The organism is Sphingobacterium sp. LRF_L2, from assembly GCF_965644235.1.
Classification (GTDB): Bacteria; Bacteroidota; Bacteroidia; order Sphingobacteriales; family Sphingobacteriaceae; genus Sphingobacterium.
This window is the reverse complement of the sequence record NZ_CBFFRI010000001.1, coordinates 406,126-431,331: the sequence shown is the minus strand read 5'-3', so window position 1 is coordinate 431,331 and position 25,206 is coordinate 406,126. Positions and strand designations below refer to the sequence as shown.

The window sequence follows — 25,206 nt, the reverse complement described above, 5'->3', positions numbered from 1 at the left end:
TTGGCATATCGTTGGCTAGTCGAATGTCAGATATATTAAAAAATGGCAAAAAGACTTCTATTGATATTAACGCTCTTCATACTTGGAGACGTGTATTTTTTCCAGGCATTTTCGACTGTGTTCGATACGCCTTTATTGCATAGGCTCTATTGGTGGATCGATTTATTTCTTGTCATGGGGATATTCAGTCTTATTTTCCTTCGGAGAATAGGACACGATATACAGCAAATGGCAGGCTTTCTGATGACTTCCTTTCTGGTTGTGTTTATTCCTAAATTGCTCGCCTTTCCTCTTTTATTTGCGGAAGATGCTGTGCGTATATTTCGTGGATTCCCTGCAAGGAACATCTTCTTGAGCGAGTTTGTACTCTTTTTGGCAGTATTCATCGTTTTGGTGATTATTTTTGGACTTACAAGCGGACGTCATTTTTACAAGGTAAGGGAAGAAGTGCTGACTTTTCCGGATCTACCGGATGCTTTTAATGGTTTTAAGATTACCCAGATTTCAGATATACATTCGGGGAGTTTATCCGATACCAAAGGGGTGAGTAAAGGAATACAGCTGATTAATGCGCAGAAGAGTGATCTGGTTCTGTTCACAGGAGACTTGGTTAATAATAAGGCGTCAGAAATGGATCCCTGGATTTCGCACTTCAATACGCTAGACGCTCCCTCAGGTAAATTTTCTGTACTGGGGAACCATGATTATGGCGATTATGTACAATGGGATAGCGCGGAACGAAAGGCTGCCAATTTGGATAGACTCAAGGAGATCCATGGAGAGATGGGATTTCGTTTATTGCTGAATGAATCTATAGATATTCAGAAAGATGACAAACGTATTTCTCTTGTTGGTGTAGAAAATTGGGGCAAAGGTGGTTTTCATCAATATGGTGACCTAAATAAAGCAACGTCAAAGGTTCCGGACGATTCATTTAAGATCTTGATGTCTCATGATCCTTCACATTGGGATCAGGTAACCCTCGAACATGATAAACATGTGCACTTAACGCTTGCAGGGCATACACACGGTATGCAATTCGGACTGGAAATTTTTGGATTTAAATGGAGCCCCATACAGTATTTTTACAAACAGTGGGCGGGATTGTATAAAAAAGATGGGAAATACCTTTATGTAAACCGAGGTTTCGGCTATCATGGATTGAAAGGTAGGATCGGAGTATGGCCAGAAATAACGGTGATAACGTTGAAGAAATCTTAGGTAATTACTTGTATTATGGCTACATGATCCACTTCATCTAAGAACAAAAATCGCTAGCTTTTCAGCTGGCGATTTTTGTTTGGCCTTAACTTACCAAACGGACTTCATCATGCTCCGGAACAAGGTACGATTACCTCTACAAGTGTTTATACGTTCAGTAAAAGAGTATCTTCTGTATTGATTTTAGTCTAGAGTTAAAAGTTTAAAAGCGGTAAATTCATTTCTTATTTTTATTTATTCTAAATAAGGTTATATTTGTGTTTGTAAAAGGAACAATATAAAGCCTTGCCGTGTCCGATACGAATACAGACCATGAATTTATTGCACTGTACGACCGACTTTCACCAAAAGTTTATCGTATTGCATTTCTTTATACCCAAGATGAAGAGCTGGCTAAAGATGTGCTGCAGGATGTTTTTATGATGCTCTGGAAGAATCAACATCCTTTACAAGGTACAGTAGCATCTATTGAATCATATCTATTTCAAAGTGCAAGAAATAAGTCTATTGATATTCTTCGTAAATCCAAAATTCAGCTCTCTTATGCCGAATCTGTAAAGCCATTTCTGGAATTAGGATCGGAAGACACGGAGAGAGTTACATCTTTTCGTTTTCTGCAACAGGAAATCAATGAGATTATAAATGGTTTGCCTGAGAAATGTAGAGAGGTCTATCAGCTTAGTAGAAGGGAAAATTTAGACAATAAGACAATCGCCTATCGATTGAATATTTCCGAAAAAACAGTGAAAAATCATCTCACCCGAGCTTTGAATACATTGAGAGATAAGCTTAGATCGTAAAATTAAAGTTTTTATTAGTAGCGTTTTATCTTTTTTATTTGGATTAATTCTAATTCACACTAGGACTTCTTATGCACTTGTTCGTCTTGTTTATATAGCAGCTATGAAGATAACAACTGAATTGGTAGAAAAATATTACAGCGGACACTGTTCACCAGAGGAAAAAATGCAGGTGGAGATGTGGCTTCATGCTGAATCTGACAGTAAAGAAGCGTCGGTTTTGAAGGATGTTCGAGAAAATTTATCAGCTGTTATTGACGAGCCTTTACAGTTGAAAAAAGCATATCGTCTATCTGTAAAATGGATGTCTTTGGCAGCATCGCTTTTATTGTTTTTTGCCATGGGCTGGGTGGTCTATCAGGAGTTCTACAGTAAAGGAGAGCTAGATAAAATGGTTTATATACGTTCCACGGTATCTGGAAAACAGGAAATCTTGAAAATGACTGATGGTACGGTGATTACACTCAATGAAGGTAGTGAACTAAAGTGGGATGAAGATTTTGGGAAAAATGAACGTCTTGTACATTTGAAAGGTGAGGCATTGTTTGAAGTCGCTAAAGATGCGAGTAAACCTTTTAGAGTAATAGGTGAGCATACATCGGTCAAGGTTTTGGGGACCGTTTTTAATTATAAGTCATATACGGATAGTAGGGTGGAATTAACAGTACTTGAAGGCAAAGTAAGTATTACGGACCATGATGGCGAAGAACATATTCTGGTAGCTAACGAGCAAATTCGTTGGTCGGACGGCATATTTGCCGCCAAGTCTCTTGTAGACGCTGTAGATTACATTGGGTGGAAGGATAACATCTTACTTTTTGATCAAACACCAATGAAGGAAGCCATACAGACGATTGAGCGTCGTTATCGGGTTTCTGTTCATCTGAAAGATCAACGACTATTGGCACAAACCGTATCTGCTACATTTGAGAACAATAGCTTGAAAGAGGTTCTTGACATGCTCTCTTTCAGTTTGAAATTTAACTATGAAATAATACCAAATGGACAAGTGATATTAGATGAAATTAAAAAGTAACTGTCGATCTACAGTTATTTAGGGAAATAATACCCCAGTGCATGAGGTTCTGGAAAAACAATACACTGGGGACTAACTGTTAACAACAATTAATTTTTGCGAAAGTATGAAAAAAACGCCATTATTTGGCCTGGGATTCCTATGCAACAATCTGAAGCACCCTGCATACATTTTATTTTTAATTTTTCTCCTCTCTCTCGCTTCTGGGAGTAGACTTGCTGCGCAAGGTATTTTGAATACCGATGTTACGATACGTTTTGAAAAAACTCCAGTAAAAACCGCTTTACGTCTTCTGGAAAAACAAACGAAATGCTCATTTGTATATTCTGATCACGATTTACGAACATTGAAACCAATTAGTGGCAACTACGAATCTGAACCACTTATTAACGTGTTAAAGAAAATATTTGGTGCTTATCTTTCGAATTGGCAGGTGAAGAACAATCGACAAATTGTTCTGCAATTCGGTATAGGTCAAGGTGGATTAGCTGGACGTGTTGTTGATCCTTCTGGAAAGCCGGTAGGTTTTCTCACGGTAATTGTAGCGGGTAGACAATCCGTAATTACGAAAGAAGATGGCACATTCAGCGTCAATGGACTGCCTGTGGGTGAGCTAGAAGTAACTATGCGTTTTGTGGGACAGAAGGATCAAAGTCAGCTTGTAAAGATTGAAGCGAACAAAAGGCTAAAGAGAGATTTAACGTTTATTTTTTCTGATCAGCAGATTGAAGCGGTAAGGGTTGTCGGGAGGTCGGCATTGCAAGATGTTCAAGAACAAGCTTATAATGTAGAAGTTTTAAATGCGAAGGAGCTACACAATACGAGTTTGGATGTGGCCCAAGCTTTGGATCGTGCAGGAGGTGTACGTGTACGAACTTCCGGTGGCGTTGGGTCGAGAGCTGATATTGCTATTAATGGATTTTCCGGTAACCACGTCAAGGTTTTTGTTGATGGTGTGCCAATCGAGTCATTTGGTACCACGTTCCAATTGAGCAATATTCCTGTTGCTTTAGCAAATAGAGTCGAGATTTATAAAGGCGTTTCTCCTGTGAGCCTCGCTGCGGATGCATTGGGAGGCGTTATCAATGTTGTTACGGATGAATCGAAGAAATCTTTTGTCAATGCGTCCTACTCTTATGGATCATTTAACACGCGGAAAACCTTCGCCAGTGCGGGGTATAAAACAGATAAGAACTGGGTCTTTAAGGCAAATCTTATCCATAATTATTCGGACAACGATTATAAAGTAGACGCGACTATATTGGATATGGCTACAGGTCAGTATTTACCTGAAACAAAACGTGTGCGTCGCTTCCACGATGCCTTTCGTAATACCATAATAATTGCACAGGTAGGCGTCATCAATAAGTCTTATGCGGATCGGTTTTTTCTGGGATTTAACACCGGATTTGAAAATAAAGAGGAGCAAACTGGATCGCAAATGAAATTCGTATTTGGGCAGGTGCGTAGACGCTCACATTCTGTGTCACCTTTTCTGAACTATGAGAAGAAAAAGTTATTCAATAGTCCTCTGGATTTACGAGCTACGATAAATTACGATTGGGGTACTTTTCGAAATATAGATACGGCTACGGTTTATTACAACTGGTTAGGAGAAGCAAAGAAGAAACTCAGCCCTGGGGAATTTAATTATTCGATGGCCGTCTTTAACTACCGCGATGGGGGAACAACGTTGAACTTGCAATATAATAAATGGGAAAAACATCGATTTGCAATGACCAATATTGTTACTTTCTACGCGCGGTCTGGACGAGATTCTCTCAACTATGACGATGGTGCTGATATGATTGAGGCTGAAAAAAAAAGTGTAAAGAATGTGACGGGCTTGTCGTATCAATTTATACCTAATGAGCATTGGAACAGTTCTCTTTTTTTTAAAAGCTTTTTGCAGCGGAATGAAGGGCCGCAGTCTTCCGGGGGAGGAAGAGGCTATACATTAGCTTCTCAGAATTACAAAGATTTCGGTTATGGGTTTGCAACTACTTACTTTTTTACACGTTTGCAGACAAAATTTTCATTCGAAAATACCTTGCGTTTGCCAACGACCGAAGAACTGTTTGGTAACGAAACATACAATGCGGGAAATATTTCTCTTCAACCCGAACGCAGTAACAACTTTAACTTGAACCTGATCTATGACATGACTTTACAAAATGTCCATCAACTGGAGTTTGCGTTAGGATTGACCTATAGAAATACAAAAGATTTTATCATCCGATCTGTTGGAGGATCAGCTTCTGCTCCTTCTACGCTAAGCAATCATGGATTAGTAGATAATAAAGGGATATCTGGCGAAGTAAAATACTATTATGGAAAATATCTCTCTTTGGGTGCAAATCTGACGTATCAAGATCTACGCTTTAAGAACAAGTATGATCCAGGTGATTCCGGCGAAAAAATAAGCTTGTCTTATAATACACGGGTACCAAATACGCCCTATTTATTTAGTAATGCCTTTGTAGACTATAGTGTTTTCAATGTCTTGCGTCCAGGGAATACGTTTCGTTTGGGGTACAATATGTTATATGTATACGAGTTTCCTCTTCATACGGCCGATTATGGAGGAAATGACATTGCAATGATTCCTACACAGTTTACGCATAGTGTATTTGGTACATACAGTATGGATGGAAGTAAGTGGACCATAACAGGAGAAGTTTGGAATATCACCGATGAGAATGTCTATGACAATTGGAGTTTCCAAAAACCTGGTCGAAGCTTTTCACTCAAGTTAGCCTATTCAATATCTAGAAATCAATAAATTAAATAACACGAAAACTTATGTATAAATTTCAAAAAAGTAGCTTAATGGTGGGGGTTGCTATGTTGCTACTATCCGCTTGTGACAGCAAAAAGGTGGACACTCCAGAACCAGATACAGGAAATCCCGCAACGGATTCGCAATATATTATTACAGCTAGGCAGAGTTCGGATAATGTGGAAGGACCGTCCTATCTTCTGCAGACCACGCAGATTGATGCGGGAACGATAAGTTTGTTGAATAACGGTTGGCAAGCGGATCAGAATGGAGGAACTGCCGACGGATCTATTTGGTTTTATCCGAATGAGAAGGCTGCCTACCATTATGCGTATAGACGAGGCCCTTCAGACGTAACATCGTATTACCTGGACACGAATGGTCAATTGGGAAAAGGCACAATAGAGTATCAAATTGAAGAAGGGCAAGGAACCTTTGGCGTTTGGGAAGGAAAAATGGTTACGATAACAGGACATGTAGATGCAGGCAAGGCATATACAGATGTACATTTCTTCGATCCCGAGACAAAAAGAGTTGTTAACAAAAATGTGGCAACCTCCTCTATTACAGGGGACGAGGAAAATTTCAATGTATATTTTGCTGGTGTTGTTGGAAAAGGTGATAAGTTCTATTCTTCGGTAGTAGGATCGGAGGACTATGAAGTAACCGACAAGGTACGTATCGTAGAGTTTGACGAAAATCTTAATACGCGTTTGATCGTCGATGATCGCTTGAGCTATTCTGGAGGTCGTTTTCGCTCTATTTTGTTTTCTCAAATAGATATGAACGATAATGGTGACTTATATGTTTTCTCGTCCTCTTTTGAAAAAACGGACAAGCCTTCAGGGGTTTTACGTATTAAAAACGGTGAACAGGAGTTTGATCCAGATTTCTATATCAATTTCGACCAATTAACACAGAATCGATCGGTTTACAAGGTATGGTATGTTGGTGGCGATAATTTTTTGATACAGACTTATACAGAAACGGCGAAAAGTCAAGAGTTCCCTGATATGAAACGCTTAGGCATCTTAAATGTAAGTACGAAAACATTTAAATGGGTTACTGGAATTCCACAGACTTCGGTAATCACGAGAATAGCCAATGCGCCTCTTCTCGAAAATGGTCAAGTGATTCTGCCGATAACTAGCTCCACGGCATATCCTTATGTCTACAAAATTGATCCAGAAACTGCTGTTGCCACACGTGGGGTGCAGATACAGGCTGGATCAATTGTAGGTATTGGTAAGTTAACAAAATAACCAAGTAACGTACGAAATAGAAATAACTTAAAATGAATATAAACCCTGTTTTACGGATGAGAACACATCTGAAAACCTATGCTATGCTCTTTTTTTTCCTTTGCTTGGGAGTACAGAATGTATTTGCACAGGCTACAATAAAAGGAAAAGTAATAGATGCGGTTCATAAGAGTCCCATCCCAGATGTAAGTGTACGTGTCAAAGGTCAGTCGACGACGACTGTAACTGACAGCCAAGGCGAATTTCAAATTAGTACCTCCTCCGATGCTGCTGTTTTGGAATTTAGACACATAGGCTATCAATTTAGAGAAGTTGCTGCACGCGGTGTGACGCGCGAGTCGCTTATCATGCTCACATCCTCATCTCGAGTCATTGATGAAGTGCAGGTCGCTGTGCGCAAAAGGTTGGATAACGAAGCCTCTCTTTTGGAAGAGCGAAGAAAATCCGCCACCGTGCAGGATGGTATTTCTGCCCAATTGATTGAGCGAACGGCGAGTATAACTACCACTCAAGCATTGCAGCGGGTCGTTGGGGTTACTGTCACTGATGAAAAATATGTAGCTGTGCGTGGATTGGGCGACCGTAGCGTCATCGCACAATTGAATGGTGCACGTTTGGCTTCTTCTAACCCCGATCGTAGTGCTATTTCACTTGATCTTGTGCCAGCTGCTTTATTGGATAATATTACTGTTTTAAAAACATATACACCTGACAAACCTGCTGACGCAGCTTCAGGAATCATTGATCTAAAAACAAAGTCGATTCCTGATAAAAAAATCCTACAGATTGAAATTATGGGCGGAACAAACTCAAATATCGGTTTTGGTGGGCAGTTTAATAGTTTTGAGAATAGTAATATGGGCACGTTTGGAACGAAAGTCAACGATAAACAGCTTTCTCCAGAATTTCTTCAACTTTCACAACAATATCCCAATGGCGTAGGATCTATCCAAGAATATATTGCGAATGCTAAATATAGTGAGCAAGCGACCGCAGAGGTGAAACGTATCAATGGTCTTATGCAAAGCTTTGATCCCGTATTGATCACCCGCTACCGTAATGCGACTCCCGATCAGCGCTACTCGCTCACATTTGGTAATAACTACGACGTATTTGGGAAGCACAAGATCGGACTAATCCTAGGAGGTAATTATTTTCGTCGAACAACAGATATCAATAATGGATCGCTGAATCAATTCAGTGTTTATCAAGGTGTGGTGACAGGTGGACAGATTAACAGTCCGCGTTATATTCCCAATTACATTACGCCAAATAACCTTTATTTGGGGCGTTATCAAACGTATAATGAGAATACGGGAAACGAAACGCTTAATTATGGCGTGTTAGGAGGATTAGCCTACCGTTTCTCTCCTCGGCATGAGATTTCTGTTCAGTATATGGGGAGCTGGGGGAGCGAAAACAACGCCACAAGTATGTTAGGAGCCTACGATTATTCAGGTTTGGATGGTCCTGTAAATAGCTATGTATATGCACTAAAACAAACCTTCCGTACATTGAATACGGTACAGATTCATGGTGATCACAAATTATCTGAAGGAATTTATGCAGCACGTCTAGCTTATAGCGGATCGACATCAAAGTCTGTACAACGAGATCCCGATTATCGTTATACGTCCTTAGTGGAGTATATTCCCGCAGACGGGGGCATACTGTATGAGCAGCCGCAAATGGATGACAACTTTGACGGCTATCTGGATTCTACATCGCGATTTGCTTATACCGATCGTGTCTATACGTTGATGTCGGGTTATGTGAATGGTTATGGACCTAAAGGTACTTTACAGGTGGATCCAAATGGTCGGAGGTGGCGGGAGCTTAACGAAGAAAATTACAACTATAAGGTAGATCTTAGCCTTCCGTTCGAGTGGTTAGACCAGAAACAGGAAGTGAAATTCGGTGGTAACTACCTGTTTAGGAGGAGAGATTTTTCAGAAAATCATCTCTTTCTGCCCGGTTCAAATTATACCGATATGGGGAATTATTGGGTTCAAAAAGTACGGGGAGACTTGGATAAACTGGTGAGTAACGAAATTATAGGTGTTCGGCAGGGTACAGCTTCTGACGGTGAAGGTGCTGGCGCTCGAGGTGGATTTTTATACAATATTCAAAAATCAGCCAACAATTATAAGAGTTACTTTGAAACTATGGCTCTTTACGGAATGGCTGATTTGCGATTGGATGAACGTTGGCGAATCGTTGGGGGGATAAGACTAGAAACAACGAATATCGGATCTCGAGTAGATACTGTCGGCATTTACGTCGATCCTACAATCGTTGCTTCGAATAGCACTAGTCTTGAAGATAAGGAAACTAATTCACGCTACAAAACAGGCTATAAGCCGTATTATGCAATGAATGTGATCTATTCTTTGCGTCCAGACATGAATTTTAGATTGGCATTTAATACGACATTGGCGCGTCCTGAACTTCGGGAGATTACAAACGTATTTGAATATGATGCCTTTCAAATGGGGCTGGTCGTTGGAAATCCAAACTTGAAGAATCAAAATACCGAAAATTTAGATTTCCGATGGGAATGGTTTCCAGCATCGGGCGAAGTGATCGCTGTCTCAGCTTTTGGCAAGCGAATTCATGACCAACTTGTACGAACATTTAGTCTAAAAACGAGTGGTGCAGCGGCTATTTATCCAGAATTTCCGACTATCCGTTTTGAAAACGAACAAAATGTGGGTACAGTATGGGGATTTGAATTAGAAATGGTAAAGAACCTTGGCAACATGTGGGAATATGCAAAAGGATTCTCGGTCGGATCTAATCTATTATTGGCACAAAGTAATATTAAAAAAAGTGATTCTCGTTATAATGCGTCTAAAACATTGGATAGACATACGCCTAGAAATAGTCCTCTGTTTGAGCAAGCACCCTATTCCATTAATGCCTGGTTGAATTATGAAAATAACAAATGGGGTTCAGATTTTACGACCACATTTAATATGGTTGGGGAGCGCCTTGTACAGATCAATATGCTAGGTGAACCAGATTTATACACGAGGCCTGTTGCGATGCTGGATTTTGTGTGGAGTCAGAAAGTTTATAAGAAGCTCTTCTTTAAAGGCTATGCAAAAAATCTGCTGAATCCTGAAATCAAGACGGTTTATGCAAATCCAGGCACAGGAGGAAAGTGGTATGGGAATGAGTACATCCAGCGTAGTTACCGTCGTGGTATAGATGTTATGATGGGGGTAAGTTACAATTTTTTCTAATCGTATAAAATGCACAAAAATGTATAAAAAAGATATGTACAATCGTCTGCTGAATTGGACTTATGTAGCTATAATGGGGCTGAGTTTATCTTCTTGCGATAAAGATAAAGTCGATGTTTCTATCGCAGCCCCGCTGATGGAGCATGAACTTTCTAATTCAAGAATTGTCATGTTCAATCAGCAGTATGAACAAGTTGTCGCAAATGGAAAGATGGTGACCAATATCGTGCGTCCTTATGAGGGCAGTGAATATTTTCCGGATCGCGGAATGTATGGTGGGATTTGGCAAGCGCCTGTATGGGAAATTCCTCAGGAGCTTTTTGAAGAAGGCACAATTGATTTCTATATGAATAAAGCAATAGATAATGGAGATCAAAATTCGTTAAATTTTACGGTGGAGGAAGACAATACGGTCCATTTGGATCATTATATCATTCCGCCTTTGCTGGATGGATCTGCAGAGATCGTCACGACGGAACGCAGTGTTGCTTCTTCCAGTAAACCGGATCATTTTAAAATTCGTGTACTAAATCTGACCCGTAAGGTCTCTAACGGAAACGTGATTGAAGATGTATCGGGGCCGGTTACACTCGCTTACGCTGATGGATCTGCCGTTCATAAAGCAACGACCGCTATTCCCGTAGACAACGGCGGTTCGGAGTATATTGAGTTGCCTTATGGAACTTATCAGTTTAAATTATTGACTGCAGATGGTCGGCAGATCAGTGGCAATAACATAGAAAATGATAATGGTGACAATTTGGTGATCAGTATCGATCCTGCAACGTCTCGTGCCACAACACAGACTGGTGCTGGTTCGGCACTACTGACCTATGCGCCCATAAAGACCTATCAACCAGGAGGCGTTTATACCTTAGTTGTATGTCCTATGCAATTTGGAGGTACGGTGCAAAATGGTTTTGTACGTATCGTCGATAATATTATCCCTATAAATTCAGCTTATGCACGTGTACAGGCTGTTAATGCACATATTGGACAACTGGTTTCTTTTTATGTCAATGGTGAAGAACTTCAATCTAACCTTGCCTATAACAATTATTCGGCATATAAAATTGTATCCACTGGAGATGTAAAAGTTGAAGCGAGAGCTGCTTCCGGCGAAATCATTGCATCGACAACTTCGCATGTTGATGCGGGAGCAAATGTTTCTGCATGGTTATACACGAATACCGAGGGAATTGCCGAATTGAAAATGGTGTTTAACGATCTCAGTGGAGTTGCTTACCGAGGTATCAATTCGGATGATGCTTATTATAATAAACAAACTTATGATATGCCTCTAGCTTTCCGTTTTTTAAATCTGTCAGCAGATTTTGAGCAAGTAAGTTTCACGATGAACGATGGAAAGAGTTTGTTAACGGATAATCCTTTTAATCTGCAATATCGGGGATATACCTATGCGAAAGACGAAAGTGCAGTTTATAATCTGGAACCAGGGAAAATTCCTGTAAAATTTCCATATGTATATTTCCATTTTAATAGTACGACGCCTTTTGACTTGTTTGTCTTTAGGTCGAATGCAGGTACCATCCCGGGAGTATGGGCAAATGATGTACCTGTTTTTGCAAGTAGCGGCTTTGTTGATAATGCGGAGCTTTACAGCCAAGTAGGGCGTACTGTCCCAACCTATGAAACCGGGTATTATACATTGGCATTGATTGGTCGGACTGGTGCTGATGTGCCTGCAGCTGAGAAAGCGAAGGTATGGAAGGTCAAACATAATAAATAATGAAGATGAATAACTTAAGTGAAGAAAGCCTATATTTTATGCTAAAAAGTCTCTTATATCCTTGTTGGAACCACAGGTTTTTACTTCTTGTGCTCTGCTGTGGACTAGTCTGCAATTCGATGACTAGTTGCCAGAAAATAGACTACGTATCGATGAATAGCCCAGCATATTTGCGTGTATTTAATAGTATTAATACGGGGACGAACATAGAAGATAGAGGATTGAATCCGCCTTATCTTACGATGTTGATTAATCCAGAATTTGACACAGATGGAACTCCGGTTGGAGCAGAAATTATAGGGGATTTTCTCGAAGAGCGAGAAACCTATGCTGCACCTTTTCCTACGCATGTTGGCGAATCTATTTCTGTATGGAATACGGAATATCCCGGTAAAGAAAGTGTGCTCGTAGCTCCTGTATTGAATGGTTATGATCTGAGTTCATGGGCGCAGGTGCCTTCTGGTAAAGTGCGTATAGCATTTTATTATCGACCGCTCAGTGATGTACCCTTTTTTCAATTGGAAAAGCGCTATAAGATTAATGTACTCAAAGATACCCTACTTGATTTGACAGCAGGTGAAGTGTATACGTTACAAGCATTAGAGCGAGATTTCAATACGCGCGAGCGAGGCATCGTCGTACGTCAAGAAACCTTTCATAAACAAGGGATGGCTGATAGCTTGGTCTACGTTAATTTTTATAATTACAGTGCAAAGGGATTTTGGCAAGCAGATGATAATCGTAAAAATATTTTCAACAAAACCAATACATCAATATCACAGTGGAATTATTTCAAGCAAGGCATACGGGATACGATGAATGTTTTTATGACGCTCTACGATGGGCCCTATGCGCAGACCGTAAATAGTACGCCAAATCATTTGTTGATCAGCGATGATTATGCAGGACGGTATATGACTACAATTTATCGGGATAATACGTCTGGTAAAGTTGCACCCTACCAAAGTTTTCCGCTTTGGCTGAATCCATTAGATAATGGAATACGTACGAAAATGTTCCAGGGATTACAGTTCTTGGCACCAGGCTTGGTCCCCTTCAAAGACCCAATTATCAACATAACAGGACAAAATACATATGCTGCAAGTAATGGAAGCCAATTAGCTATGGCATATTTTTTCAAAAATAGTTTTGATTATAGCGCAAATGGAATTTATCAATGGGTTATCATGCCGGATATGCCCAATATGATCATTACAACGCCATCAGGGCAAGATAATCCGAGATCTTTTGCAACGGTGAATACGGTAGAGGTAATTAATAATAGTATATACCTAATGACCATCCAAAGACGGTATGCACCGCCGGTTTTATATTAATAAATAAAGATGAAAAAATTAAGAAAGAATATATGTCTATTAAATTTTAAGCGAATGCAAAAAATTTTATACGGCTTAGCCCTTGTTTTTGGTTTGCAAAGTTGTGATTATGATGAAGTGGAACTCTATCAGCCTAACGAAGAAGAACGTACCGTTGCAGGATTTATTAGTAACAATTTTGAGTTTACGCTTCTCTCTAGCGCGTTGCAGTATACAGGGCTTATGGATACGTTAAATAATCACTTGGGGAACTATACGCTGCTTGCTCCGCCCAATTCGGCCTTTGAAGCCTTGGGAATAACTCGACCTAGCGATTTTTATCAGTTGGATAAAGATAGTTTGTATAAAGCGTTGGCATTCCATATTATTCCGCAGCGTCTCCTGGTTGATGATATCCCTTTTGATAATGGAATAGTTTACACGACTTTGGAAGGGATGGAGCAACAGGCCTCCAAGGTGAGTTATGTGACAACGACGTACCTTACTTTTTCGGGCTCGCGTGTTACTACGTTCGATCAGGCCTTTATCAATGGAAATGTGCAGGTACTCGATAAGGTGCTTAAATTCTACCCTAAAGGAAGCATCAAGCAGTGGTTGGAGGAAAACGAACAGTATAGCATCTTTACTGCAGGTCTGAGACATTTTAATCTGTTAGATCTGCTTGGAAATGAAGATCGCAACTTCTCTGTTTTCGCGCCGGATAATGAAGAGTTTGAAAGTAGAGGGATCACGGTGGATAGCATCGCGCGAATGGATGTTAATAAGCTGATTGGTGCGCGTTTATTTGGGGCTTACATTGTGCCTGATCTGCTTATTTTTATCTCAGATTTTAGATATTATTATTACAATAGTGGCCAACAGTTTGTAACTAGAGTACTCGAAGATGATGAAGACTATCATCAGAATTTGACAGGCTATTCGCATAACGTACCAGGACAACAAATATTTCCACAGACCGCCTTGGATCAGAATTTATATAGTTTCGGTATCTCGAAGTTGGCTTTTCCTTATGGACAGTATCCGGGAAAATCTTCAAGTTTGGTTTATGATAGTGCGTTGGATTTTGATCTGTTTTTGGGCTCAGGTCGGCAATCTCATGAAGCACAGACCTATGGTGATCGTCCAGAGCGAAACGATCACATCGCTTCTAATGGTTTGATACATGATATACATGCATTATTAGTATTACCTGATGAAGCGTTGAAAAACTGATTTAAATAGAAAGAGTAATCTATACCCATGAAAAAGAAAATAGATATAAGAGCCTTAGGATTAGGTTTACTGATAACTTTGTTGCTTTTTTCGTGCAACAAGGAAGAATTTATGCCTCCTGCGGTCGGAGAAGCCATTAAATTGGAAGATGAAATCACGGATAATTTCCCGGAAGCTTTAGCTAAATCAGCACATACCTTATTTTATGAAGCATGGAAGCGAAGTGGTATGAATGATTTTATGATCTATAAAGGTTATCCGGAAAATGGATTTACTGTTCTTGTACCTACGGATGAAGCTATGCTTGCGAAGGGATGGAATAGTCAAGTTATTGCAGCAGCGACTAGTGGCACATTGGACACATTGATCTTAAGACATACCTTTATCGGAGCCATTTCGGAGGTAGATTTAAGTTTGAGACCGGATAGTTATGTTGCTATTAATATTTTGGAGAGTAGGGACTATTATTATTTTGAAGGAAAGCCCAATACTATTAGCGGTATCTACTTAACGACAGGCAGGGAAGTATGGCCTTACCGTCATCGTTTGTACCTTCATCGTACCGGTAATGAGCTTTATGCCAATGGAAATAAAGTGGGAAATCAAAGTCCTTTTTTTGCAAGAAATGGTTCTTTTTGGCCAGTTGATACGGTACTTGAATACCCGACGAAAACGGCGATAGAGGTGCTCAGGGAGGATCCGCAGTTTAGTATATATGTGGATTTGATGGACCGTATGGAGCAGGGAAAATTGAACCTTATCAATACGGTTGTCACACCGATTATTTCGCCATCCTTGACGTTTGACAGCCCACTGTTTACAAATTATGTTCAACGTCTCGGGCTCGGTATTTGGCCGGCACATCCCTATACAAATGCTTTGTTTACGCAAGGAAAACCTGTCATCAGTACTTTGGCGAGCTGGTTTATTCCTACAAACAAAGCTTTTCAAGACGCTGGATTTCAAACGGCCGATGAGGTTTGGGCATTAAACGATCGTAATGCGGCACCGACTATTACCAGAGTATCGGGCAGTATCGTGAATGTGCAATATACTTTTTACTATAAGAAGCTATACGCAACAGATACATTATTGAATTATCATCACGATTGGGGACGATTGTATGCTCCGAAGAATACGACAACGTATCGTACAGGTATTTCAAATATTACAGCATTCTATAGTCAAGACCTCGATAATGCTATTCTGGGTGACTACATGTTGAATGGCTTGTACAATGAGAGAACAAATTCTAACACCAATGAGGATAAACGTCTTTTCTATTATATGCCTTTCGAATTTCGACGCGATGGCGACCAGGTTTCGCTGCGCATAAAAAATTCAGGAGCCGCGTATGTTCCAATTACAGGAAAGGATATTGCGACGTTGAATGGTCCAATCCACGCCGTGGATAAACTAATTATACCTCCAGGTTTCTCTTTAGATAAGTAGCAGAATTAAGATCATAAAGACAAGAAAAAATGAATAAAAATAATATCCTGTTTTTTTTACTGGTGTTGGTTGTCTGGGGATGTAAATCCGATAGCGATGACCTAGCTCCTGTTGATTACAATAAGATCCGCTATGTGTTAGCGGATAACTATAACCTAAATGTTTTTGGACGCATCGTACGTGCCTGTGGATTAGAAGGTGAGCTAAGTAAGGATGGCGATTTTACGTTGTTAGTACCAAGCAATGCAGCGTTGCTCGCTGCTGGATACGACACCACGACAGTGCACACACTGCCAAAAGCGACCTTGGCAGCATTGGTTGAATATCATCTATTGGATGGTAATTATGAATTTAATAAGCTTCCTCTTGGATTTAATCACGAATTGAAATCGCGTGGAGGAAAGATATTCGTTACACGTTGGGCAAAGGATGGAGATACGACGATGACAGTGAATGGTAAGAAAATAGTTCCTCCTATTAATTACCAAACTAATAATGGCTTGATTCAGATTTTGGATGTGGCACTTCAACCAAGTCAGCACAAGACTATTTTAGATGCGTTGGCGTCTAGACAGGACTTGGTTCTTTTTTCCCATATCGTGCAGCGGTCTGGTATGAAAGATTTGTTGAGTGCCGAGGAGCAATTTACCTTATTTGCGCCTACTAATGCGGCGGTTAAGACTTTTGGATTGAGTAGTTTACAGGAAATTGATGCCGCAGATCCCGACTATTTAGCTGAAATTGTTGGTTATCATCTTTTGTCAGGAAAGCGGTATCATCAAGATTTCATCTTGGCACTACCCACGCCTACTACTCCGGCGAGTGTGTTGTTGTACACGGGAACAACGACTGCGACAAGTTGGGGACTTTTGTATGAGCAGACGGCTTATATGTACGATGGTAATCGCGTAAAACAATCTATACGAAAGGGAACGATATATGGAACTGTGAATCGGGAAGTCACTCAATTTACATTAACTGATGCTAAATCGAATGATTCTTATATCGTAGATACAGATTTGGTAGCAGAAAATGGTGTTTTACACACCGTCAACCGTGTGATGCAGTATAAATAATGATACAGATGAAAAGAATAACAAATATAAAATGGATATGCTTTCTGCTGCTGTTTGCTGTTGCTTTGCAATATTCCTGTGAGAAGAATAAAGATTTGAATGACTCAGGAAATACAAATCCTCAAATAGCAAACTATTATCCGAATAGTGGTAATGCAGGTACACTTGTAACGATAGTAGGTAGCGGTTTTGGCAAGGATAGGATTGGTACACAAGCTACTTTCAACGGAATCGAAGCAGATGTGATCGAGGTTACAGAGGAAAAGATAGTGGTGCGCGCTCCTGAAAAAGGAACGGATGGACTTTTACGTTTACAACTGGGCGATCATGCGTTGGAGGTTGGAGAATATACTTATCAGTCGCTTAGTGTACAACGGATTACTCCGGAACGTGCACAGGCTAATGCTGAGATTCATATTATTGGTGAAGGCTTTGAAAGCAAGAGTGGAGTTCCTGTTGTAACGATTAATGGAATTGAAGCTGTCATTGTCCAATCTGCAGCACAGGAGCTTGTGGTGAGAGTACCGGAAGATGTTGGTTCTGGTCCGGTGGTTGTGAAGCTGGGCGAAATGGTTTCGACTGGTCCATCACTAATTTATATGTCTGTTCAAAGCATTAAACCGTTGACAGGAGGGGCTGGTACTCGTGTAACTATAGAAGGTGAGGGGTTTGCAGAGGGGATAAATGGGAATGAGGTTGCATTTAATGGGGTTTTTGCTGAGGTGTTAGAAGCTTCGAGCACACAGTTGGTCGTACGTGCCCCAGTAGATGTTGCAACTGGTGACGTCATTGTTAAATTAGCAGAGGGAAATATTAATGGACCTACTTTTACGGTTGTACCTCCGCCAGCGTTAGATATTGTTAGTCCATTAAGTGGACCATCAGGTATGGAGATGACTATATCAGGTAATTACTTCAGTGAAAATGAGGGTGAAACATATGTGTATATTGGCGGGAAGGCTTTAACCCACTCCTCTGTCAGTTCGAAAGAAATTAAATTAATATTACCCGCCGATGTACCGTCAGGGAACGTGAAAGTTGTCGTAAATGATCAAGTAACGGAAGGACCGGCATTTAAGTCGCAAAATTTAGGAATCACGAATTTATCTCGGGATAATGGCTTAGCGGGTACACGTGTAACTATAACGGGGGTAGGCTTTAGTGCAATCGCTGCAGAAAACGACGTACTATTTGATGGGATAGCTGGTCAGGTTATTTCAGCTACTGAAAATAGTATTACAGCGACGGCACCTACAGGGCTTCGCACGGGAAAAATTCAGGTAAGTACTGGAGGCTTATCGGCACTTTCTCCGGTAGATTTTCGAAGAGCCGGTGTGGAGACCGTTGTTCGTGGAGTAGATCATGGATTTACGTTTCCAACCTCTACATCTGTAATGGCTGTGGATGGTCAAGGAAATCTTTATTTTGGCGTTATGACAACAAAAGCTATTTACAAGCTAACTCCTCAAGGTAGTTTGTCTGTTTTTGCAGGTAGTGGTACTGGCGAAGCTGGTGATGCAGATGGTATAGGTACCGCTGCCCGTATCAATATTAATGGACTGATCGGACTGGTGTTCAATCCTGTGACGCAGAAACTGTATTTTATGGATAATACCAATCGTACGGTTCGTTCCATATCCTTGTCGGGGCAGGTTCAGACCATCTATACAGGATTCTCTTCTGCTGTACACCAGGTTACTGTGGCGGCAGATGGTAAATTGTACTTTAGTCAACAGAGTAATCGTGCTATAGTCGGATTAAATCCGGTAACGCTGGAAACTACGACAATTTACGGACCAAGTAATTCTACAAATACGGGGGAGCGGTTCTTTGGTTATGACGGAAATATGTATTACCCGAGTGGAAGCTACATCGCTCAGTATACAAATCTAACGACGAATCCGCCAACGGTAAGCTCATATTGGATACGTTTATCAAAACAGGCCAATGCAAGTTGTGCGATCGATTATGAAAATCTATTGAGTTTTTCTACATATTCTTACGGAATCCTTCAAAGTAATTTGCGGGAACAATCTGCGAAAGAAATTTTCTCTTGGACAGGCGGAACTGGTTTCGCAGACGGAGATGGCTTGACTGCGAAGTTCGGAGCTGTGGTTAATGATATGGTGGCTGGTCCAGATGGTTTAGTTTACGTGTTGGATAATTCGAATAATGCCATTCGTAAGGTGTATACAAGATAGTGTATAAAAAATGCGCCGGTCTTCTATTTTTACGAAGGATAGAAGACCGGCGCTCATCTATATCAATAAATTGCTTATGTATCTATCGTATGATCAACTTTTGTGTCGTGTAGAAGGCTATCTAAAAACAATTGGCCATAAGCCAACAAAACAGCGGGTGTTGGTGCTTCATGCTGTATATCACCTCAAAGAAATTACCGAAGCGGAAGACATCTGGATTCACATTAACAAAGAAGCGAAGATAAGCTTAGCTTCGGTTTACAATAATCTAAATGTGCTTGTTCGAAATGGTATTGTTTCTAGAGTTCGTTTGGTGCAAAGATCGGGATATGTACTAAGTGATAACCTATTCGATAGTCTATGAAAAGTTTGTTTTTAAGTTTAACCCTAGTTCTTTCGTGTATGAAGCTGTTTCCTCAGCGTTTGCCTGTTCTGTCTCAAAAGCCAGTTATTAGCGGAAAGATGTATCATATTCAATCCGATATATTGCAGGAGAAAAGACCGTATGCTGTTTTTTTACCAGAAGGCTACGGTAACACTTCTTCTGAAGAAAGAAGTTATTCAGTGATATATGTTCTGGATGGCGAAGCTAATTTTGAAAAAGTAATATCTGCACAGCAAATTTTGCTTGAAGAAGCATGTGTTGACGCACTTCCAGCTATTATTATTGGAATCATGAATGTAGATCGGGAACGAGATTATACACCTACCCATGCTCCGGTTGTATTTAAAGGTAAGGAGCGTTTTTATACAAGTGGTGCTGCAGACGATTTTTTACGTTTTCTACATAAGGAGCTTTTTCAAGAGATCGATAATCGATACCGTACAAATGGTAAAAAAATGCTTGTTGGGCATTCTTTTGGCGGTCTTTTTGCCCTTTATACCTTGATTAGCAAAGCCGATGTGTTTGATAACTATCTTGTGATAGATCCTAGTCTTTGGTGGGATGATGAGTATGTAAACAGACTTTTTAAGACAAAAGGGTTAAGCAAAAATAGAAGCAATAAGCCACAGTTGTATTTGGCTACTGCAGGAACTAACGGAAAAACAATTGAAAAACGTAATCATGAACAAGCTATATTTTCATTTGTTAGTTTTTTAGAATCCGACGGTATTGGTGAAATTCTAAAGGTAGATTTACGACGATTTGAAAGAGAGAACCACGGTTCGATTATTTCTCCTGCAATTTATGATGGGCTGCGAAGTCTATGCAAATGATGTTTGTTAAGCTCCGATATTGAAATCGTTCAATTTTCACGCTAATAAGTACGATCTAAGATTTTCTCCAGCTTCTCCATGAAGAAGCTGGAGTTTTTTTGCAGCATGAAGAACTATCCTCCTGACATGACTAATGTTAGATTCGTTTGAAATTCAAGCCCCGTAGTTGTGGTGGCTTTTACGCGTATTACATAACTTCCCGCAACCAATGAATCATCGTTTTTCACAGAAACGGCTCCTGTTTGATCGTTTACTGAAAAAATTCCTGACGTATTATCGTAGGCTTGCCCGTCTTTATTAACCGAAACTAAACTAAATGACGACTTGTATTCCTCAGGGAAAAGGGTTGGATTAGCAGAAAGATAACCATTGCCTATCCCAATGTGGATTAAGCTTAAATCGATTGTGAAGCCTAAATCAGGATAGTAAGCCCCAAATAAGAATTTGATTTGTGGAATAAAGTTGACTTTAAATTTTGTGCTAGCCACAGCAATTCCATCTTTCAATAAAACAGGTTCAAGGTCATAGCTGAACTCTGTTTTTTTGTCTGGATCTCCGGCAGAATTAGAAAATTTAATTGTACTGTTTTCGATCGAGACTATGTTCGCTTGGCTAGTATTTGGTTTTAGATACCAAGAAGTGCCTTGGGTAGGAAGATCTAATGCGTCTAACTCAAAGCTGGCTCCCGTGTCACCATACAAAGCATAGGCGAAAAGTACAGTACCCGAATTTTGTGCGTCTTTAACCGAAATTGTTGCCGAAGAAACTTTGACCTGAAAAGAATCTTTTCCTATTGCTGTTCCATCGACATTCTTAGCTACTACTGTGATTGTATATTGCTCTGGAATGGATTGCCCATTTACTGTTGATACTTCTCCATTGGGATAGAGCAAGCCTGTATTAACGATTAGATTTTTCTTTTGATCATCGAAAGTAATCGCTTTTGCAAGTTGATCGTGTAAGTTAATGGAGGAGCTAATGCTTACGTTTGAGGTTTGACTGAAATCTAAACTTAATGTAAGTGCTGTATTTTCAAGTAATGTTTGTGGTAGTTCAATTGTTTTACTTTGACCATACGTTAACGTGAGGTCTTCCCCCAAAGAGAATTCGACTGCAGGAGTTGGATCTGCTGAATCTTTAGAGCAGGATGCCAATCCGGAAATAAGGATTGTGGCAAAAGCTGCGAAGTAGTAGACTTTGTTCAATTTTTTCATTTCTATAACGTGTTTTTTTTCGCGAAGGTAGTAATAAAAATTATAATTGCAACATGGTTGCGTTTTGTGTTTGTTTTTATACTTTTGCTCCGAAATAAATTTTTACAGCACATGCAATTCTTCAAAAGTTCAATCTTACCCACTCTCTTTTCTATTACCGTCGCTTTACTGCTTTGTTTGTTTTGTAGGGCTACTCCGGTAGATACTGTGAAGTCTATACGAATAGACTCTGCTGTGGTGAATTGGGCTTTACAGAAATCAGGTTCGGCTTTATCAATTGATAGAAAGACATTAAACCGCATTCAAGGACAAACGCTGGGAGAAACAATGAGCCATGTTTCTGGTGTGCAGAACGCTTATTTTGGTCCGAATAGCGGGGCACCAATGATTAGAAGCTTAAGTGGGAATCGTGTGCGCGTGCTCTCGAATGGCATTTCCGTGAACGATCTTTCGGGGATCAGCCCTAATTTAAATGTTAATGTGGATCTCGATAATGCTGTGGAGGTAGAGCTTTACAAACAATCGGCTAATGTTTTGTTTGGGGGAAAAGCTATCGGAGGAGCTGTGAATATAAAAGATAATATTGTTCCGAGTGTTATACCTGACAAAAAAGTAAGTGGACTAGCAAAAATAGAGGCGGGCACGAATATGGGACATCGCGAATCTGCTCAACTGACGGGGCGTTTCGGAACTTCTTGGGCTTGGCATTTTTCGGGTATGAATCAACGGCATGGAGATTTAAAGATTCCTGGAAACACCAAAGCGCCTATTGCTTATGATCCTTCGATAGATCATATGACTGCCGATATGGCCCAGGTGAATGTGGACCGCCAAACAATAAGAAATTTAACGCTTTATCCTTATCTAAGCCAATTTGTATTAAACAATTTGGATAATCCGAAATGGGATTTGAGTGAGGGCGATTTATATACCTTTGAACAATATTCTTCTATCGGTGGACAGAAAGTGCTAAATCCGCCCAATGATAAATATATTGCAGGGCAAGATCCTGGCACACCACTATCCACCACTGTTGTTCGAAGCATTACCGATTTTCATCCTGTTGAGCATGGTGTAATGCCTAATAGTCATTCTGATAGCAGAGCGATTAATCTTGGAACTGGCTTGATTAAAGAAAAGTACCGATTGGGGATAGGTTATCGTGCATTGGAAGGCTATTATGGTATTCCTGGTTTTGCTCAAACAACACAGGCGAAGCATACACATGATGCTGTTCAACCGCCCATAGAATATCAAGCGATAAATACACGCGCACTTTCTCATGCCGTACAGTTGGAGTCTGCTTATACGCCTAGAAATAAAATTGTAGATGAGGTAAATTTAAAGTATAGTGCACAGTACTCAGATGATAGAGAGCTAATTGGCATATATCGTGTAAATAAGTTTACAAGTCATCGGCATGCTGTTCGTTCTGAGTTATCACAGCACTTTAACCAATTTTGGACTGGGCTGTCGGGGCTGGAATTTTCATTTTTGAAGCTCAATGGAGACGGTATTCGACGTTACTTGCCCAATAATCTCAGTCGTGATTTGGGCGTTTTTACGACACATCGTTTGCGCTGGAAAAGTATGGAAGCCAATCTGGGCTATCGTCACGATTGGGTGCAACGTAGGGCTGTCGGTGATTCCCAGTATAAGCCGAGCCGCGGGTTGGCTGGAGGGAATCTTTCCGCAAGAAATTTTGATCTCAATCAATTGTCTGGAGATGTGCAATGGAATCTGTTGAAAACGACCTTTGTAAAGGTTGCGCTATCGCAGGCTGAGCGTGCTCCTGAAGTAAATGAGTTGTATGCAGGAAACGAACATTTCGCCATTCTTGTTGAAGAGAACGGTGATGATAGGCTAAATAAAGAACGTGCTCATAGTTATGAATTGTCTGCTGGAACGGATTTTAACAACTTTAGGTTTTCTGTGGCCTATTATCATACCTATTTCCAGGATTACTTGTATTTAGCACATACAGGTATGTCCCGTGCTGGAGGTTTTCTCGTGAAAGAATGGCGTGCATCCGATACTAAAATTACAGGCTGGGAAATGGATGCTTCTTATCAGTATTCTTGGCGGGAGAAAGCTAGTCTGCAGCTTCAGATATTTGCAGATTTGGTGAAAAACGAAAACGTTTCGGACGATCATATGCGGCAGTGGGCCGAAGGAGATTATATGCCTAATTTACCAACTAGTCGTTATGGGTTTACAACAATTTGTACTTTAAACAATATGTTTTTTAATAGTACTTTTGAAAGATACCTCAAACAACGCTATCTAGGGAAAAATATAAACATGGAACCTGCCATGCCTGCTTATGCTTTGTTACAGGCACAAGCTGGTTATCAATTTAAACTATTCCATTATGGACTCAAAGCGATGGTATCTGGTAATAATCTGCTTAATGTAGAAGCACGTCCTCAAAATTCCTTCTTAAAATATTTAGCGCCTTTGCCTGGACGGAATATTGCACTTTCTATTCAATTGATGTTTTAGATTTCTGTTTTTGATACAGGTGTCGACAGCTGATAATATTCCTGAACCTCTTTTGAGCTAAAAATATATTCATCGTTATTTTTATTTTTGCGTGCTAAATTTTAATAGTCTACTTTTTTTGTAGTCTTTATTTTAATCTCTATATTTGCACTCCTTGTATTGATACATTGAACGTCTGGATATGTCTGTCTAACATATTTTTTTAATTAAGATTAAAGTTCTGTTAAGCTTTTGTTAGTTTTGATGTCAATTAGGATGAGAAATACAGGAATCTTAATAATGATAACTGATCAAGTAGATGGTTTTACGAAAATCTATCCCGGAAAATGATACGACTTTGTTAAAATGGGTTAGCGAGGGGAATCAGCTTGCGTTTTCACAACTTTACTACAGATATCATCAGAAAATTTTCAGTTTTGCTTATCATATATTAAGATCGGAGACGCTGGCCGAAGAGGTTTTGCAAGAAACCATGCTTAAATTATGGCGGTTGGGAGAGGGACTGCGTAAAATAGATAATTTAGAAGCTTACTTGCGGGTTTCATCACGTAATATTTCACTGAATCTATTAAGGAGAATAGCTTTAGAAAAGAAAGCTGATCTATTTCTGAAGAGCAACTATGTTGACGAAGATAAACATACGGAAGAAAAGATATTACTTAACGACGCAAGGCGAATATTAGAAGAAGCTGTTGTTCGACTTCCCCCTCAGCAACAAATGGCTTTTAGACTATGCCATATCGATGGACTCAAATATGATGAAGCGGCCAAAAAAATGGGAATTAGTGCTAAAACTGTAGCAGTACACGTAAAACTGGCATTGAAATTTGTAAGATCTTATATGCGTCATGTTACAGATTTGATGGCTATTTTAGTTGTTTTTAGACTTTTTTAAAAAAAA

17 protein-coding genes are annotated in these 25,206 nt (G+C 40.0%); 16 read left to right on the top strand and 1 reads right to left on the bottom strand.

The features are described from left to right. Window positions 1-42 precede the first annotated feature (42 nt). From ACSZOX_RS01800 to ACSZOX_RS01735, 14 genes are all read left to right on the top strand, one after another. Window positions 43-1,221: a metallophosphoesterase gene (locus ACSZOX_RS01800; protein WP_437918032.1), complete on the top strand. Its 1,179-nt coding sequence runs from the start codon at window positions 43-45 to the stop codon at window positions 1,219-1,221. 290 nt (window positions 1,222-1,511) lie between these two features. Continuing rightward, the gene (locus ACSZOX_RS01795) at window positions 1,512-2,021 is read left to right on the top strand and encodes an RNA polymerase sigma-70 factor (protein WP_437918031.1); all 510 of its coding nucleotides are present in this window, start codon (window positions 1,512-1,514) and stop codon (window positions 2,019-2,021) included. Between the two features lie 103 nt (window positions 2,022-2,124). Beyond that, the gene (locus ACSZOX_RS01790) at window positions 2,125-3,057 is read left to right on the top strand and encodes a FecR family protein (RefSeq protein ID WP_437918030.1); all 933 of its coding nucleotides are present in this window, start codon (window positions 2,125-2,127) and stop codon (window positions 3,055-3,057) included. Window positions 3,058-3,163: 106 nt separating this feature from the next. Further along, the gene (locus ACSZOX_RS01785; protein WP_437918029.1) at window positions 3,164-5,839 is read left to right on the top strand and encodes a TonB-dependent receptor; all 2,676 of its coding nucleotides are present in this window, start codon (window positions 3,164-3,166) and stop codon (window positions 5,837-5,839) included. Window positions 5,840-5,859: 20 nt separating this feature from the next. Beyond that, window positions 5,860-7,098 carry a DUF4374 domain-containing protein gene (locus ACSZOX_RS01780; RefSeq protein ID WP_437918028.1) on the top strand — a complete coding sequence of 413 codons (1,239 nt, stop codon included), beginning with the start codon at window positions 5,860-5,862 and terminating at the stop codon, window positions 7,096-7,098. A 56-nt stretch (window positions 7,099-7,154) separates the two neighbouring features. Continuing rightward, complete coding sequence (locus ACSZOX_RS01775) at window positions 7,155-10,343, top strand: TonB-dependent receptor domain-containing protein (RefSeq protein ID WP_437918027.1); 3,189 nt, start codon at window positions 7,155-7,157, stop codon at window positions 10,341-10,343. A gap of 19 nt (window positions 10,344-10,362) precedes the next feature. Beyond that, complete coding sequence (locus ACSZOX_RS01770) at window positions 10,363-12,093, top strand: hypothetical protein (RefSeq protein WP_437918026.1); 1,731 nt, start codon at window positions 10,363-10,365, stop codon at window positions 12,091-12,093. Window positions 12,094-12,245: 152 nt separating this feature from the next. Further along, window positions 12,246-13,430, top strand: coding sequence for a hypothetical protein (locus tag ACSZOX_RS01765; RefSeq protein WP_437918025.1), 1,185 nt, complete (start codon window positions 12,246-12,248; stop codon window positions 13,428-13,430). Between the two features lie 54 nt (window positions 13,431-13,484). Then, window positions 13,485-14,642 carry a fasciclin domain-containing protein gene (locus ACSZOX_RS01760; RefSeq protein ID WP_437918024.1) on the top strand — a complete coding sequence of 386 codons (1,158 nt, stop codon included), beginning with the start codon at window positions 13,485-13,487 and terminating at the stop codon, window positions 14,640-14,642. A 27-nt stretch (window positions 14,643-14,669) separates the two neighbouring features. Continuing rightward, on the top strand, window positions 14,670-16,094 hold the full coding sequence (locus tag ACSZOX_RS01755; RefSeq protein ID WP_437918023.1) for a hypothetical protein: 1,425 nt from the start codon (window positions 14,670-14,672) through the stop codon (window positions 16,092-16,094). Window positions 16,095-16,123: 29 nt separating this feature from the next. Then, complete coding sequence (locus ACSZOX_RS01750) at window positions 16,124-17,170, top strand: fasciclin domain-containing protein (protein ID WP_437918022.1); 1,047 nt, start codon at window positions 16,124-16,126, stop codon at window positions 17,168-17,170. An 8-nt stretch (window positions 17,171-17,178) separates the two neighbouring features. Then, window positions 17,179-19,371: an IPT/TIG domain-containing protein gene (locus tag ACSZOX_RS01745; RefSeq protein WP_437918021.1), complete on the top strand. Its 2,193-nt coding sequence runs from the start codon at window positions 17,179-17,181 to the stop codon at window positions 19,369-19,371. 76 nt (window positions 19,372-19,447) lie between these two features. After that, window positions 19,448-19,735 carry a transcriptional repressor gene (locus tag ACSZOX_RS01740; protein WP_437918020.1) on the top strand — a complete coding sequence of 96 codons (288 nt, stop codon included), beginning with the start codon at window positions 19,448-19,450 and terminating at the stop codon, window positions 19,733-19,735. A 38-nt stretch (window positions 19,736-19,773) separates the two neighbouring features. Further along, entirely contained in the window at window positions 19,774-20,589 is an 816-nt protein-coding gene (locus tag ACSZOX_RS01735; protein ID WP_437918019.1) for an alpha/beta hydrolase, read from the top strand. Between the two features lie 113 nt (window positions 20,590-20,702). Here the strand turns inward: ACSZOX_RS01735 and ACSZOX_RS01730 are convergent, their stop codons facing one another. Next, window positions 20,703-21,803: a hypothetical protein gene (locus tag ACSZOX_RS01730; protein WP_437918018.1), complete on the bottom strand. Its 1,101-nt coding sequence runs from the start codon at window positions 21,801-21,803 to the stop codon at window positions 20,703-20,705. A gap of 111 nt (window positions 21,804-21,914) precedes the next feature. Between ACSZOX_RS01730 and ACSZOX_RS01725 the strand changes: the two genes are divergently transcribed. Both ACSZOX_RS01725 and ACSZOX_RS01720 read left to right on the top strand, forming a co-directional pair. Next, window positions 21,915-24,305 carry a TonB-dependent receptor gene (locus ACSZOX_RS01725; protein ID WP_437918017.1) on the top strand — a complete coding sequence of 797 codons (2,391 nt, stop codon included), beginning with the start codon at window positions 21,915-21,917 and terminating at the stop codon, window positions 24,303-24,305. Between the two features lie 298 nt (window positions 24,306-24,603). Beyond that, window positions 24,604-25,200: an RNA polymerase sigma factor gene (locus ACSZOX_RS01720; RefSeq protein WP_437918016.1), complete on the top strand. Its 597-nt coding sequence runs from the start codon at window positions 24,604-24,606 to the stop codon at window positions 25,198-25,200. The last annotated feature ends 6 nt before the right edge of the window (window positions 25,201-25,206 follow it).